We start from the raw sequence: 15,708 nt of genomic DNA, 5'->3' as shown, positions 1-15,708 counted from the left end.
GAAAATCTTGAGTGTGAAGCTCTTGTTTGCACTACACCTCTGCAGCTTGCCGACGCTGCCAAACTAAGTCCGAAGTGCCGCCTTTAGCGCTGTAACCTGTTGGTGCGCTAAGTAAGAGCTGAATAATCGCGTCACAATCAAACGTCTTGCTGGCGTGCGCTAGCGCATCCAGCAATTCACTCACCTCGCCCCAAGACAGCGCAACTTCCTTCGCCTTCATAATTCTTGGGTGTGCCGTGCCTTGCGGGTCATTGCCGATCAAAAGCTCTTCATAGAGCTTTTCTCCTGGCCGCAAACCACTGTAGACAATTTCTATATCACCGCCGGGATTCTCTTCCGTGCGTTCAGAAAAGCCCATAAGGTTAATAATCTTGCGCGCCAAATCAGCAATTTTTACCGGTTCGCCCATATCCAGCACAAACACTTCACCCTCGCGCCCCATGGCCCCAGCCTGTAAAACCAGCTGGCTCGCTTCGGGTATGGTCATAAAATAGCGAATAATATCAGGATGGGTAACGGTAATCGGGCCGCCATCACGAACTTGATCTCTAAAAAGCGGCACAACCGAGCCGGATGAACCCAAAACGTTTCCGAACCGGACCATAGAAAACACGGTTGAAGACTGACGCAGAGCCAAACCCTGAAGCACCAACTCAGCCAAGCGCTTGCTCGCACCCATAACATTTGTGGGCCGAACGGCCTTGTCAGTCGACACCAAAACAAAACGCTCTACACCTGAAGCAATAGCCGCTTCTGCTATATGCCAAGTGCCGAAAACATTATTCTGCACGCCCTCAATAACGTTGTACTCAACGAGAGGCACATGCTTATACGCCGCGGCATGATAGACCGCCTCAACATTGAACGAACGCATGACACTTTCACAGCGCTTGCGATGCGTAACCGAGCCAAGTATTGGCTGGATATTAACCCCTAGCCCCTCCACCATATTGATCGAGGACAATTCCTTCTCGATGGCGTACAAAGCAAACTCTGACATCTCGAACAAAACGAGGCTTTTAGGCTTTTGCCGGAGTATTTGCCGACATAGCTCAGAGCCAATTGAGCCGCCCGCACCACTCACTAATACCGACTTCCCTCGTAAACCGGCAGACAACATATCATCGCTAGCGCGAACAGGGTCGCGGCCCAGCAAGTCCTCAACATCCAGCTCACGAATATCGTTAATACGAGAGGACCCACTAATCAATTCAGACATACGCGGTACGGTTTGTACAGGCACCGCCAGCGGCTCTAAGGACTTTAGTAGCCGCACTCGATCAACGTGGCTGTCCTCGTCCAAAGCGAGCAACAAACGGCTAACCGGGTATTTAGCAATCGCATGCTCGATTTTAGAGATAGGGTAAACAGGCAGACCGTCTAAGGTAGTGTCTGCCTTATCTTTTGCAAAACTAATAAAAAATGCCGGACGATACTCAACTCCGCGTCTCAGCGCGTCAAATAACTGCAACCCTGTCTCGCCAGCACCAATTATTGCAACCAGCGGCCTTGAGCGAACCTGCGGGCGCCCATTCGCAACAAACCGCAGCGCAAGACGAGAACCACCAACGAAGAATAGCGCCAGCGCAGAATACGTGACAGGCACTGCCGCATGAAGCTCCACACCCAATGCCAACGCAGCACCACACAGCGTGAACATCGAAGCCCCAACCCCAAGCACAATAGCAAGAACAGCCCGTTCGCCCACAAAACGGATAATTGCACGATAAAGCCCTAACCGGACGAAAGTGAGCAACGTAACGGTAACGGTCACTATGGCTAAGGCAGCTGACCGCTCCACCCCCGCCTGCTGTAAGCTTGAGCCCTGCAACGAAAAGGAAATCCACAGAGCAATTAGTGTAAATACGCTGTCAAGTGCAACAGCAACCAGACGCTTCCCCCAACGAGGCAAACTCAGAATATATTCCACTACGCTTCCCATCACTAACTAATCCCTGCTTACTGACAACCGCCTGCGGCGCGACCGCATTGCCAAACAGCTCAATCCGGGAAAATTCCCGAGCCGCAAATTTTAGCAGAGCTACAACGCCCTGTATGCGAATTATTCACCTTCTGCCCGCATAATCGCTGCCAGCACATTGCAGGTTTTTGCTATTTCTGCCTCTGTTAGCGTGGGGTGCACCAAAAACATTAGCGCACTCTCACCCAGCGCCCTAGCTTGGGGCAGTCTTTCCTTAGGCCCCAAGCCGAGGTTAGTAAACGCTTTTTCTAAATAAACCTCAGAGCAGGAACCGGAGAAACAGGGCACACCTTCCGCCACAATCGCATTCATGATGCGATCACGAACCACCGCAACAGGCTCACTAAAGGCTGCGTCATCCACAAACACATAGCATTTATAACCGGCATGACCGACATCTTCTGGCACCACCGGCACTCTAAGGCCCGGCAATAAGGCGGCGGCCTGCCAAATAGCCTGGCAGTTCGCTTGGCGCGCGGCGGTCCAGTCCGACATGCGCTGTAGCTGGATGCGACCAATGGCTGACTGCATCTCGGTTAACCGCCAATTTGTCCCCACACTTTCATGCAACCAGCGAAACCCCGGCGGATGCTCGCGCTCATACACCGCATCCCAGCTCTTGCCATGGTCCTTGAAACTCCACATGCGCGACCACAACTCACGGTCATTACAGGTCACCATGCCACCCTCACCGCCGGTGCTCATGATCTTGTCCTGGCAGAACGACCAACAGCCCACATGACCAAGGCCACCAACAGGCTTGCCCTTGTAGGTCGCGCCGTGCGCCTGAGCGCAGTCCTCAATTACTAACAGGTCATGCTCTTCAGCCAGAGCCATCATGCCATCCATATCACAGGGCCAACCGGCCAAGTGCACACACACAATCGCCTTGGTGTTCGGCGTAATCACCGCCGCAACGGTGTCAGGAGTAATGTTCTGAGTATCTACATCCACATCGGCAAATACGGGCGTAGCACCGGCATTAATCACCGCTGTCGCGGAGGCCAGGAAGGTTCGCGGCGTTACCACCACTTCATCGCCAACACCAATACCCAACCCATGCAAAGCAAGATCCAGCGCCAAGGTGCCGTTGCCAACAGCAATGGCATACTCGGTACCAGCAAAATTCGCAAATTCGCGCTCGAACTCACGCCCCTCCTGGCCGGTCCAGTAATTCACCTTGTTAGAGAGCAACACGCGAGAAACCGCATCGACTTCTTCTTGGGTAAAAGAAGGCCAGGGAGAAAACGGGCCGTTTAGCATAAATCGTACTCTTATAAAGCCATTAGAGAGCTGAGCAATCAGCCCAGAACCGTTGCAAGGATATAACGTAAATCACCGGAGAGAGACCAGTCCCGAATATACTGGAGATTAATTTGTACTTTATCGGGATAAATGACCTCACGGTTATAACGTTCAGGATCATCCTGCGCAGCCAGGATTTCCTCCTCGTCCCGATATTTCAAAGTAGCAGGCCCAGTAATACCAGGGCGAAGGGAAAGGACCGCACGGTCTTCACCTTCCAGCCTATCTGCATATCCCGGAACATCAGGTCGCGGACCAACAAAACTCATCTGCCCCAGCAGAACATTCCAAAGCTGGGGCAACTCATCGATTTTCGTCTTCCTAAAGAAAGCCCCCAGAGGGGTAATTCTGGGATCGCCAGACTGCGTTACCGTAGTGGTCGTCTTATCATCAGGCCGCATGGTCTTGATCTTCACCACTTTGAAGACTCTTCCACCTTTCCCCACCCGACTCTGGATAAAAAAACCGCTGCTGCGGGTATCCAGCGTAGCTGCAATGTAGGCAATAAGAATTAGCCACCAGACCGCTATTAGCCCGGCAAAAGCAACCAGAAAATCAAACGAGCGCTTCAGAAACAACTGCACCGGTGACAATGCTAGTTTAGAGATAGTCATAACGCCTCAGGGTGTCCCCAACCAGCCCTTCGAGTTGTTTCACTTTCGCCTCTCCCAGGGATTGCCGCCCCTTCCCAAGGCTGTTTGCAGAAACTCCGGCCACAGCCTTGGCTATCGATTCGTCAGATACCTCTCGCCCCATAAAGTCGAGAATCCGCTTTAGTTCTTCCTTCGGAGCCCGAACGAAATCCTCGTAACGAATACGTAGCACTTTACCCTCAGGCATAGTGGAGAAGGCTTTCTCTGATTGCTCTACGCACTTTTGCCATTGAAGTGCGCAAACTTCATCCAGATCGTGTTTCTGGAGAATATCCTGCATATCATCTAACGCCGGCCCCCAAAACGCGAGGCGCTTTTCCTTGGAAAAGAAGCGATAAAAACGCGCCCAGAAATAGCGGAGTGCGTAATAAGGCAAGTCCATTTTGGGGACAAAACGGACTTTTTCCAGAATGTAGGGAATATCCAACTTAGCCGTCCACCGCAACTTGGCAGAACCCGTAGCATCAATGCCGTCCCTGTATATAAAAAGATATTTAGCTTCGGGGACAACGGCATCAACAAAGGGAACACGCAACGAATTAGCGCAGGTTTTCTCTACCACAACTTCGGCGGCAGTCTGTTTGGCGATATGCTCAAAACGGCCACGAATATATTTCTTTACCGCTGGAGAGGCCTGATCAGCCAGGATCTCGTCAGACGGATGACGGAGATTACCATGGCGCCAGATATAGTTAATTTCATCGCAAGGCCATGTATCAACACCTTCAAAGGTCGTTAATACATCTCTAAGCATATTGGTACCCGACCGTGGAGCACCGATAATGACAAATGGCGAACTATTCATATACTTCACTTTTGATTTTCAACCAGCAAGGCAGACCACTTTTTCAGGACTACTTGCTCTGTAAACGACTGATTAGCCAAGGATTCAGCTCTACAGCGCATCGCTTTTAGCTCAGCTGTATTACTGGCCAACATACAGATTGCATCAGCCAGTTTCTCGACATCCCCCCCAGGCACCGACAAGCCAGCACCATTATTAGCAATATCCTGTGCAAGTTGACTCTCCGGTTCGACAGCCACAATAAGCGGGCATCCCTGCTCAAGATACGTCATGGTTTTACTGGGGTAAGCAAAGCGGTAAAGCTCTGGTATTAGACTTACAAATCCTGCCTGGGCTCTTTTCATTGCCTGTTTTGCGATTTCTACGGAATGGTGGCCTACGAAAGTCACATTCAACTCTTTCTCTTCAGCAATACGCTCCAGAGAGTTTCTCTCTACCCCCTCTCCCATCATGAGAAGCCGAATATCCTTCCGGCTCTGAAGATGCTTCATAGCATCCATCAGGGTATCGAGCCCCTGAAACCGTCCTATATTGCCCGCAAAAAGCAGAACAAATGGTTCATCGGGCCATGCAAAAGGCAGGTCGTCCGCCTCCAGATCTTCTGAAGGCAGGCTGAAGTTATTAATCACACGGGTTTGAAGCTGACTTTCTGCCCCCCTGGCAACAAGACTGTCGGCCATATCACTTGATAGCAGAACCACAGGCCTAGCCTGAGAGCAGCTCCAACTATCCATTCTTGAAAGCAGGTTAAACACCCAAGGATTACGGAACTCACCAGAAATTCGACCGATCTCGGGATGTATATCCATACAATGGTAGATAAATCTCGCTCCAGAGAGCTTTGCCGCCAAAGCCACAAACCAGCCGGCCAGAACTGGGGGCGCAGTCGAAACCATCAGCACATCGTATTGCTTACGAATAACTGCCTGAAATATCACACCAATACCAAGCCTTAACGCATTCAATATCCGGACAATCGGCCGCCCAGACTCGTGCGGCAGTTTCAACCTGATTACCTTCGCCCCATCAATCGTTTCTCTGGCGGCCTGACGGCTATTCTCCAAAGCCAACTTGTAGGAGGGCTGGGAGGAGAGCACGTCTACATCATGCCCGTCCTCCACCCACTGCCTAACGATATCCCTCAGCATCGAAGCGTAAGGAGGAGTATCAGGCCAGTAATAACGATGAACAGCCAGAACTTTGAGCGTCGCCTTATCAGTTCCAGTCATAACGGCTGAATTCATCCATGTTCTTCCAGTGGCCAGCCAGCTTGGCAGTACCGGTAATTAAACGCACCACCCGTTCTGAAACATTACGTACCTTGTAGGCTTCCGGGATTTCACGCTCAGTACCAGAGAAAATATCTCGGGATGCCGTGGCGATACGCACACCATCAATCAACACGTCTTTATCCAACCCTGTCAACGCAATCGCACCGGTATCGAGTGCTTCCGGGCGTTCTATAGAACGGCGCAGTGTTACTGCCGGGAAATCAAGAATAGACGACTCTTCACTAATGGTACCGCTATCAGAAATCGCGCAGAACGCAGTCATCTGCAGCTTGTTATAGTCAAAAAAGCCGAACGGCTTAAGGAACCGAATGGCATCACTACTTTCCGCCAGCCCCAACTTTTCCAACCGATTTCGGGTACGGGGGTGAGTGGACACCACCACAGGGAATCCAAACGCCTCATGAAGAGCCTGTAATGCTTCCACCACTTTCGCTAGATTATCACGGCTATCGACATTCTCTTCCCGATGAACGCTGACAATAAAGAAGCGCCCCTCTTCAAGCCCCAAACGCTCTAGGATGTCTGACTGCTGAATACTTGGCAGCGAATGCTCAAGCACCTCACGCATAGGGGAGCCGGTCAAATAGATAAAACGGTGCGACAAGCCCTCACTGATTAAGTGACGACGAGCATGCTCCGTGTAAACCAGGTTGAAATCTGCCAGATGATCAACCAGCTTGCGGTTGATCTCCTCCGGCACATTAGCATCGAAGCTCCGATTTCCTGCCTCCATATGATAAGTAGGGATCTTCATCCGCTTGGCCATAATTGTGGCAGTAGCACTGTTAGTATCACCCAGAACAAGCACCGCATCTGGCCTTTCCTGTAACAATACCTCTTCAGTCTTGATCAAAATCTCGCCAAGGCTCCGCCCCAGGGATGAGGTATCCACATTCAGAAAATGATCGGGCTTCCTGACACCAAGTTCTTCAAAGAAAACATCATTCAACTCGTAATCATAATTTTGTCCAGTATGGACAATCTTGTGGTCCACCACCTGGTCCAGCGCTGCCATCACACGGGCAAGTCGAATAATTTCGGGGCGCGTGCCAAGAATAGTCATTACTTTCATCAATCAATTCTCCTGATCCGGCACAACGGGTAGAAAATAGGTATCCGGCGCTTCAGGGTCAAAAATTTCATGACTCCAGAACAATGTCATCAATTCACCCTCCCCTACATTCGTAATACTGTGAGTATGCAATGTGGGCATATCGATATACACGGGCTCTTCGCCAGATACCCTAAACTCCTTAACCTCACCATCAAATAAGCGACGCAAGCGAATCACTGCGTCGCCGCGAATTACCAGAAACCGCTCGACTTTGTCAAAATGAAAATGATTTCCACGGGTAATGGCAGGCTTTGTAGTAGATAAAAACGCTTGTCCGCCATTATCCGTTTTCACCGCCTCAAACAAACCACCCCTGTTATCAGTATGCAGGGTAAGTACCTTTGGGTAATGCTTGGGATACATGAAGGAACGAAGCGTATTGAACAATTGAAGGTCAAACCTGTTACGCAAATCAGGAATAACACCCTCTACATAGCTGGCATGCATACCCGACAACTTCCCTGCGACTTCCGCTGCCGAAATCAATTTCCCTCTCAACCGCAGTTCGCCCACTCGCCCTTTTTCAAACGCATCTACAATATGCGCACAAATATCTTGGGCATGGAGCAGCTCCAACTCGCCGCTTGAATTAACTGAGAGGCTTTCGCCATCCACAATCTGCTGGCAAAAAGTAAATACTGCAGAGTTATAAAAAGGCTTACCGCCCTCACCGAAAACATGAGGCAATACAAGATCAGTGTAACGCGCTCCACTGACCTCAGCCCATTCCTCAAACACCCTGCTCGACCCAGCCTTACCGCGACCATATGCGTTATCCCGCTGTTTGTGGATGGTATCGCTATAAAGCAAGTGGGGGGAGCTCCCGGCTCGCTTCATGGCCGAAACCAAGCGCGCGGCAAGCTTAACATTCCCGTCCTCAAGCTCGACGTCTTCAGCGCGATTTATGCCTGCCAAGTGAACAACTACATCAGCCCCCGCCAATGCCGCATCCAGCGTCGCATCATCATTAAACGCCTTCCTATCAAGTGCAATAACTCCATCTTTCCAGTCCTCAAGGACACTCAAATGACATCTCAAATGCCATCCCAATAATCCGGCCGCACCGGTAATCACCGTCTTCACAAAAACTCCCTTTGCATCACCTATACCATTTTTTACATCAGATAAAGCTAGTGCTGAACTACATCTAGTCAGCGGCCTAGCGCCTCTTGTACTTCTGGCAGAGACAGCAAAAGAGCCTTCAGCTCGTCCTTCGTCAACTGGTAAGTATTATGGGAATGATAATCTTCCGTGCTCGCTTCGTCAGCATCCCCCTCGGTAAAGAATTTTGCGTAGTTCAGATCACGGTTATCATAAGTGACCCGATAGTAATCACCCATATCTTCAGACCGGAGTAACTCTTCTGCACTCGCGAGAGTTTCGTAAAGCTTCTCTCCATGGCGCCAGCCGATACAACGAACTTCATTATCCGCATCAAATATATCAAGCAGCGCCTCGGCCAATTCCTGCACGGTACACGCAGGCGCTTTTTTTATAAAAATATCACCCTGTTTTGCATTTTCAAAAGCAAATGAAACAAGCTCTATCGCATCGTTCAGCGAAAGCATAAAGCGAGTCATAGAAGGCTCGGTAATCGTTAATGGCTTCCCCTCCTTTATTTGCTTAATGAACAAAGGTATCACAGACCCCCTTGAGCACATCACATTCCCATAACGCACGCAAGAAATTATGGTATCGTCGTTACCCAATTGCCTGCTGGATGCCTGCGCAACCTTCTCCATCATCGCTTTAGACATACCCATCGCATTCACAGGCATAACTGCTTTGTCTGTACTTAGGCAAACAATATTTTTCACGCCCGCCTCTATAGCACTATCAATAACATTCTGGCTGCCAATTATATTAGTTTTTACGGCCTCCATCGGAAAAAATTCACAAGACGGCACCTGCTTTAATGCCGCAGCATGAAAAGCCAGATCAACGCCCTTCATCGCCTTATCGACAGCGGCACGATCTCTAATATCGCCGATATAGAATTTTAACTCCGGGCGACTATATGAAATTCTCATTTCTTCTTGCTTCGCCTCATCTCTACTTAAAATCCTTATATCTTGATAACCCTCACCCAATAGTTTATTCACCATTGTTTTACCAAAAGAACCCGTACCACCAGTAACTAGCACAGAATTACTACCCTTTCGCATATACGACCTCAACCTACCATTTCTAAAGAAAGTATAAAATCAACCAAAATATCAGACTGCATATTATTCAAATAATACTCATACCCATTTGCACCATATTCCGCGAGTAATCCCGAGGCCTTCATATTGAAAAATTTCACCAAAGCAGCATGCATTGCCTCAACATCGCCTGCAGCCACCCCAATACCTGCACGAGCCTCAATTTCAATAAATTCAACAAAGTCTGACTCTGCCTCAACACAAGCCAATACCGGAATCCCAGCCGAAAAATAATCTATCACCTTCGACGGAAAGGTTGGCACACTCGCACAAGGAACCGTCACGACCAACCCCACATCACAATCAGAAAGGAAGTTTTTATATTCTTTTCTTGGTACTCGACCGAGACAACTCAAGCACCCAGAACCATCAACACCTGAAATATAATCATCAACAACCCACTTTAACTCACCATCACCTACAACAAACATATCAATAGGGCTACGAACCTCATCAATTTTTTTTGCAAGTTTGACGATATCTTCCACTCCGCGCCCTCTTGCCAGCTGCCCACCAAAAACAACTTTCAACCTATTCCCGCTAAAGCTAGGGAAAGGAGCTTTATCTTGAATTCCCTCAACCCTACCCCAAACAGGAAAAACAAATGCCCCACCTTTAAATCTGGGATATGTCCGAAAAAAAAACCGAAGATTCGCCTTGCTCATCAAGCAAACGTAATCGAACGACTCTATAGTTGACCTCTCCAACCAAGAAAAAATTTTTAACAGACATCGACTCTTTATTTTACCAATTTCGTACTGATGTATTGGGAAAAAATCCCATAAAAAAAACACACTAAACCCTTTTTTGTTTTTAATAGACAACAACCTTGAAACCGGCCAAAAGATCGAGCCCACCGAAAACGAGAAAATAAAATCATATCTCTTTTTATTAAGCATGGAAAAAAAGATAAAATAAGAAATTCCGAAGAGAAAACTAGACATTCGCAAAAATTTATTTCCCACAAAAACAGGAAATGCCCTTATCGAAACCTTATTCGAAGAAACATGCTTACCCAAGGACCACCTTCCCGATAGATCCATAAGAAAAACATCTACCTCAACATCTTTATCGCGAAGAGCGCCGACCAACTCATCAATCAGCCACGGGTCTTCTCCTGCCTGAGAAAACCTCTTCGCAAGAATCAAAGCTTTCACTATTTACTGAACCCCTTAAGAATAATTTTTGAAAACATAAAAACCAAAAGAACACAAAAGCCAAAATACACATCCAAAGACTGAGCAAGCTGAAGTGTGGAAGGCATGTAAACCATCCCTAAGAAAGAGTATGAAAAGACAGCCAACGATATCAAAGAACCATTCAAACAATAATCCCGGTAAGATGACCAGTACACAAAACCAAAAAAAACAAACACCAAAGGCGCCGCGAAAAGCGGAACATCATTCCCAATCCAAACCAAGCCCGACGACCACTTCCCCGTATCCGACCACCCAAACTCTTGAAGCCTTGATGTCAGCGGATAACCAGATTCATAGCCCACGATAGAATTAATAACAGCCCCCATGGGCCGAGAATGCGACAAAAAATATTCAGGAAAATATTCAATGTTTATAGAAACCTGCAACCCATGTAACCCTTGAAGCAAATAATATGAAAAATAAGAAATAAAAAAATCAAACCCTGACAATACTTCGGATACATTTTTACATCTAGCCAGACCATCAAAGCATATGACCTCATCGATACCGACACGATCAGACTTCCTTAAATAAAAAAGAAACAAAACAAGACAAGCAAAACCCGCTCCAGCGAGAAACCTCTGAACGTTTTCCCTTAGCCTTAACTCTCTGGTGGCAAGCAAAACCAACGCAACAGAAAGCACAAGTATCAGAATATCAAAACTCTGCTTATCAGTGCCTCTAAAAACGGAAATAATAAAATAAACAAAGAAAACCCCAACGACATATAGCACGCTTAACTCTCTTCTCAAGACCAAAGCGATAATCGCGGGAACAGACAAAACAATAAATGGGGACATAAAAAGCTGAGCAATCAAAAACCCAAGCCGACCATCTCTCCCCCTAGAAATCACCTCCTGAAGATTACGGTATGCTTCGCCCTGATTTCCAACAAGATACCAAAAATCTAGCAGCCCTTTCCCTGTATACACGTAAACTGAGAAAAAAGAAAACAACAAGAAAATCGCCAATGAAAATTTGACAACTGACGCTTTAATTTCAAAACCAAAACATGGAAGCCTAAACCTATCCCATATTACGCTAGCTAAGAAAATACCAAGCAAAAACATTATCCCACTGAGTAAAAACAATAAGAAAACAACCCCTCCATTTTCTCCCGCGAACTCCAGCGGCCACCCAGACAAATAAAATGCAGCCAAAAAAACGTAATACAGCGGGAACAAAATGACTAGAAATACATTAACCTTCACGATTTCGTCGCCGAAAAAAACAACCCAATCCCTTCTTTGTAAAGCATCATCGCAAACCCCAAACTAGGAACGACCATCATCACTCCCGAGTACATCACTGCACCAGCCACACCCTGACTTACCACGAGGTAATAACCCGGAACAACCATCCCGACCCCCAAACACAGCAAGGTGACGAAAATCTTCTTTGACTCACCTGCCCACAGGAGCATATACACAGAATACCCAAAAGCCGAATTAAAAAATTGAAATACCGCCATACCTACAAGTTCGTTTTGAAAAACAGCATATCCATCATTGAAAATCATCAACACCTCTTTGCCAAAAACGGATATTGCAGCAACCAAAAAACCAGACACGAGCATAATTATCTTTGCGTTTTTTTTAATGACCAAATTTATATCTTCTCGCAAGCCATCAACTCTCATCACCACAAGCTTATTAGCTGAAACAGATAGCAGAACCAAAAGAGGGATAGTCATCAGCGTCGACACCCTCATCAAAACGAAGAATACTGAAGCCCCAAGGAAATCATCGCTCAAATATAACATCCAAACCGGCACCCAAACGAACACATAAGCGGCGACTGAGTACAGCATATTCCAAAATGCCACCTCATTTTCATTCCTCAGACCTAATTTAATCTCTCTCCACAAACCTTTCCTTGACAATAGAAAAAATGAAATCCCTGCTCCCGCAAAAAAATAGCTTATAGAGGCATTAAAGCCCACCAGATAGAACACACAAAAAAAGGCCGGAATTGCACCAGTTTCAAGAAACAGTCCGACCACAGCCTTATTTATAGACTTGTAATAGGACGAAAAAATCACTGCGACTGAAAAGAAAGGAAGAGCCAAAATTATGTAATTTACTTCATTAAATATCCAAGAAGTTACAACAAACCCAATACATGCAACCAGAACAGAGAGAGAGATGACGAAGCTAACCGCCTCAACCAAAATAGCTTTTGCGTTACCAACAGGTACTTTTTGGATAAGATAATTATCCATCCCCCACCGTGAAAAGATCGAAGCCGCAGTGATCAAGGTAATGTTTAGGAAGAATAAAGCGGCGCTCTTTTCATTCTCGAACCTTGCCACCAATGCACTAAGACCCACTGTCGCGCACAAGGCCAACCCTCTGCTTAAAAATGGCGCAACCTTAGAAAACAAACTATCCCTATTCATCGCCTGACACCAACTGAGCCCCAAATAAACCAAGAATCATTGAACATGCCCGCCTCACTCGCCACCAAGCATTTTGCTTTAAGCTGCTGGCGCTACACTCACGCTTATACGCACCTGCAGCACATTTCAGTATAAGTCGCTATAAACGATCCAGCCTCATTAGCGCAAACCCCAAACGCCATCACTTTTTTACAATTATCCAGCACAACGAAATATTGATTGATACACTGACCGCGCAGCTCTCTCATGCACGCCGTTCAGCGCGACCCGCACTCCTAGTACGCTCATCAAACCCAATCTTGAATTGCAATAAACGCAACAGACACCTTGAATATCGACACAGCCACCAGAAACTTGGCAAGGGCTTTCTATCGCATCACACTCGTGCCCAAGGAATCGGCGCGAAAAAACACACGCAAACAGCTGGATGCCCCAGCCCCACCATATACACATGCCACGAATGCCTACATATGGTTACTGATAATGTAAACCCTACATATTCTCGAAAGTCACTCGCTGCATTTCTTGCGCCCCTTACCTAGTAATCCACACTCGACATTTCCTTTTTTCTCCGATACTTTGGTAGCTCTGGTAATTTTCCTTGAAGGCGGAACGAGCGAGGGTTCCTAGAAAGGCCCGCATTTTGCGCGATATCGGCGAGAAAACCAACCCTTAATTACTAACGCAATCCTTATGCATCCTATCCAAGCCGCTTAACGAGATAAGCCGCATACCTTACGCAAAGGCCACCTGCAGCTTTTATGCCAGCCTTATACTGCTCTTGTTGCTAAATCAGCAGACTCCACCCACATTGCTGGCGAAGCATAATGCAAGATAACGACAATTTTGTGACTCCAACTAACAGCTAGCTCTATTTCAATGACGTCAGCACCCACAACTGACTTAAGAATCAGGTTTTGAGGCCCAAGGCACGACGAGGGGCTTTACGACCTGTTTTTTCACGATCGCTCCTGGCTACAAATTTTCGACACATAGCTATTCGCGACTGGAGTCGCTCCAGCAATGCTAGTGGCTTCGTATCGCGGCTGTAGGTCAATATTGGCAATGTCGTGACATTGTCACAGTTCGTTGGCATGATCCTTGTCCTTCTCACCACGTCACGCGTATCATTGCGGCGCATTCGCCTGTTTGGAATATTGGCGTTGTGAACAGCGGCGTGGGGTGTTCGCGTAATTACTAAAAAGGATGGAATTCCAAGGCATGTTGATCGGCCAGCGGTGTAAAGCGTTTTCTTTGTCTGCCTGTTTACTGGCCACTAGTGCTGTGGCGCCCTCTATTGCCAGCGCAAAGCCTTGGATTGGGCCAAACGAGCTGGATTTGCGCCACCATATTGAGTTGCTATCCAGCACCGGCATTATCACCGCGCCAACCACTCAATGGCCACTGATGTGGGGCAGTATTTTACCTGACCTGAAGCGTGCCCAGGCCCGCAATATTAGTGCGCTGGAACGCCGGGCACTGGACGCTTTGCTGGCCCGCTTTGAGCAGGAGCGCAAACCCTTTAGCGCCAGTATTGAACTTGCTCACAGCGAGCAGGAACGTCGATTTTTAACCGGCTTCGGCGACAGCAACAATGCCCCCGAATACGGCGCTGTTTCCGCTGAATTTATGAGCAGCAGTTGGGCAGGCGAGTTGCGCCTTAGCTATGACATTCCTGATGCGCCGCGCGAACACCGCCGTTTAGATGGCAGCTATCTTGCACGGGCCTTTGGCAATTGGGGCGTAACGCTGGGCGCCATTGACCGCTGGTGGGGCGCTGGCTGGCAGAGCAGTTTGTTGCTTTCCAACAATGCGCGGCCGGTTCCAGGCATTAGCCTGCAACGTAACCGCGCCCATGAATTTGAAACGCCGCTGTTGAGCTGGCTTGGCCCTTGGCAACTCCAGGCCTTTATTGGACAAATGGAAGAAGACCGCAGCATACCGCAAGCCAAGCTGTTGGGGCTGCGCGTATCAGCAAAACCGACACAATGGCTGGAGGTTGCTGCCAGCCGCACTGCCCAATGGGGCGGCGATGGCCGGAGCGAGAGCCTTTCTAACTTCAAAGATGTGATTATTGGCAACGTTGATAACAACCCTTCGCCACAGAATACAGATGACCCGAGCAATCAGCTTGCCGGCTTTGATATAAAAACCTTGTGGCAGACCCCCTGGGGTAACCAAGGGTTTTACATACAGCACATAGGTGAAGACGAGGCAGGGCTGCAACCCTCCCGGCTCATGCACTCCTTTGGTGCAAATGGATTAATTGGCATAGCGCACCATCGGCTGCACTGGTTTTACGAGGTGACCCGAACTACCATTGGCGCCGTTATTGGCGACGAGCGCCCCAACCTAGCCTATGAGCACGGCACTTACTCAACTGGCTATCGCTATAAAGGCCGGTCATTGGGCGCAAGTATTGATAACGACAGCAAGCTGGACACTTTTGGCTTGGACTGGATGCTTCCTGACGGTAGCCGCTATTCATTACGCTACTCAGATGTTTCTCTGAATATCGATGGCGGTGGCAACGCTCGCTCGCTGGCAGGGCGGAGTAATGGTGAAGGAAGCTCATTGGAGTTGAGTTATCACTGGCGGTGGGCAGGGCTAAACACCGAAGTCGGCTATTTAAAGGTAGATGACGGCTTACGTCTGTACGGTCGCGAGCAAGGCGTGGAAACTGCATTTATAGAAGCTAGCTATCGCTGGTAACCAATACTATTGCGTTCACGCAGACAAACGATATGGAACACAAAC

The 15,708-nt window shown here is 48.1% G+C and carries 12 protein-coding genes; 1 reads left to right on the top strand and 11 read right to left on the bottom strand.

Going from position 1 to position 15,708, the window contains the following annotated elements; all coding sequences use genetic code 11:
* Positions 1–31 precede the first annotated feature (31 nt).
* From AC2Q8J_RS11790 to AC2Q8J_RS11740, 11 genes are all read right to left on the bottom strand, one after another.
* Positions 32–1,930 (bottom strand): polysaccharide biosynthesis protein, encoded by a 1,899-nt coding sequence (locus AC2Q8J_RS11790; protein WP_486451366.1) that lies wholly within the window; start codon positions 1,928–1,930, stop codon positions 32–34.
* Between the two features lie 132 nt (positions 1,931–2,062).
* Entirely contained in the window at positions 2,063–3,244 is a 1,182-nt protein-coding gene (locus tag AC2Q8J_RS11785) for a DegT/DnrJ/EryC1/StrS family aminotransferase (RefSeq protein ID WP_486451365.1), read from the bottom strand.
* Between the two features lie 38 nt (positions 3,245–3,282).
* The gene (locus AC2Q8J_RS11780) at positions 3,283–3,900 is read right to left on the bottom strand and encodes a sugar transferase (RefSeq protein ID WP_486451364.1); all 618 of its coding nucleotides are present in this window, start codon (positions 3,898–3,900) and stop codon (positions 3,283–3,285) included.
* Positions 3,887–4,744, bottom strand: coding sequence for a sulfotransferase family protein (locus AC2Q8J_RS11775; RefSeq protein ID WP_486451363.1), 858 nt, complete (start codon positions 4,742–4,744; stop codon positions 3,887–3,889). Before AC2Q8J_RS11775 ends, AC2Q8J_RS11780 begins: the two co-directional genes overlap by 14 nt.
* A gap of 5 nt (positions 4,745–4,749) precedes the next feature.
* Positions 4,750–5,988, bottom strand: a complete 1,239-nt coding sequence (locus tag AC2Q8J_RS11770; protein ID WP_486451362.1) for a glycosyltransferase family 4 protein — start codon at positions 5,986–5,988, stop codon at positions 4,750–4,752.
* Positions 5,960–7,108, bottom strand: a complete 1,149-nt coding sequence (gene wecB, locus AC2Q8J_RS11765; RefSeq protein ID WP_486452618.1) for a non-hydrolyzing UDP-N-acetylglucosamine 2-epimerase — start codon at positions 7,106–7,108, stop codon at positions 5,960–5,962. The genes AC2Q8J_RS11770 and wecB overlap by 29 nt, the downstream gene beginning before the upstream one ends.
* 3 nt (positions 7,109–7,111) lie before the next feature.
* The gene (locus tag AC2Q8J_RS11760; RefSeq protein ID WP_486451361.1) at positions 7,112–8,233 is read right to left on the bottom strand and encodes a polysaccharide biosynthesis C-terminal domain-containing protein; all 1,122 of its coding nucleotides are present in this window, start codon (positions 8,231–8,233) and stop codon (positions 7,112–7,114) included.
* Between the two features lie 68 nt (positions 8,234–8,301).
* The gene (locus tag AC2Q8J_RS11755) at positions 8,302–9,315 is read right to left on the bottom strand and encodes a polysaccharide biosynthesis protein (protein ID WP_486451360.1); all 1,014 of its coding nucleotides are present in this window, start codon (positions 9,313–9,315) and stop codon (positions 8,302–8,304) included.
* Between the two features lie 8 nt (positions 9,316–9,323).
* A complete protein-coding gene (locus AC2Q8J_RS11750; protein ID WP_486451359.1) occupies positions 9,324–10,511 on the bottom strand; it encodes a glycosyltransferase family 4 protein in 1,188 nt (395 codons plus the stop codon).
* Positions 10,511–11,764 (bottom strand): hypothetical protein, encoded by a 1,254-nt coding sequence (locus tag AC2Q8J_RS11745; protein WP_486451358.1) that lies wholly within the window; start codon positions 11,762–11,764, stop codon positions 10,511–10,513. The genes AC2Q8J_RS11750 and AC2Q8J_RS11745 overlap by 1 nt, the downstream gene beginning before the upstream one ends.
* Entirely contained in the window at positions 11,761–12,951 is a 1,191-nt protein-coding gene (locus tag AC2Q8J_RS11740) for an MATE family efflux transporter (RefSeq protein WP_486451357.1), read from the bottom strand. The genes AC2Q8J_RS11745 and AC2Q8J_RS11740 overlap by 4 nt, the downstream gene beginning before the upstream one ends.
* A gap of 1,254 nt (positions 12,952–14,205) precedes the next feature.
* Here AC2Q8J_RS11740 and AC2Q8J_RS11735 point away from each other — a divergent pair.
* Positions 14,206–15,663, top strand: a complete 1,458-nt coding sequence (locus AC2Q8J_RS11735; RefSeq protein WP_486451356.1) for a capsule assembly Wzi family protein — start codon at positions 14,206–14,208, stop codon at positions 15,661–15,663.
* The last annotated feature ends 45 nt before the right edge of the window (positions 15,664–15,708 follow it).

The organism is Spongiibacter sp. C9W (assembly GCF_057370015.1).
The sequence above is the reverse complement of the archived record's forward strand: the minus strand, read 5'-3'. Positions and strand labels throughout refer to the sequence as shown.

What these genes read in the sequence shown, in the direction of transcription:
- AC2Q8J_RS11785 (WP_486451365.1), bottom strand. Translation starts at nt 3,244, where the DNA reads ATGCTAAACGGCCCGTTTTCTCCCTGGCCTTCTTTTACCCAAGAAGAA.
- AC2Q8J_RS11780 (WP_486451364.1), bottom strand. Translation starts at nt 3,900, where the DNA reads ATGACTATCTCTAAACTAGCATTGTCACCGGTGCAGTTGTTTCTGAAG.
- AC2Q8J_RS11775 (WP_486451363.1), bottom strand. Translation starts at nt 4,744, where the DNA reads ATGAATAGTTCGCCATTTGTCATTATCGGTGCTCCACGGTCGGGTACC.
- AC2Q8J_RS11770 (WP_486451362.1), bottom strand. Translation starts at nt 5,988, where the DNA reads ATGAATTCAGCCGTTATGACTGGAACTGATAAGGCGACGCTCAAAGTT.
- wecB (WP_486452618.1), bottom strand. Translation starts at nt 7,108, where the DNA reads ATGAAAGTAATGACTATTCTTGGCACGCGCCCCGAAATTATTCGACTT.
- AC2Q8J_RS11755 (WP_486451360.1), bottom strand. Translation starts at nt 9,315, where the DNA reads ATGCGAAAGGGTAGTAATTCTGTGCTAGTTACTGGTGGTACGGGTTCT.
- AC2Q8J_RS11740 (WP_486451357.1), bottom strand. Translation starts at nt 12,951, where the DNA reads ATGAATAGGGATAGTTTGTTTTCTAAGGTTGCGCCATTTTTAAGCAGA.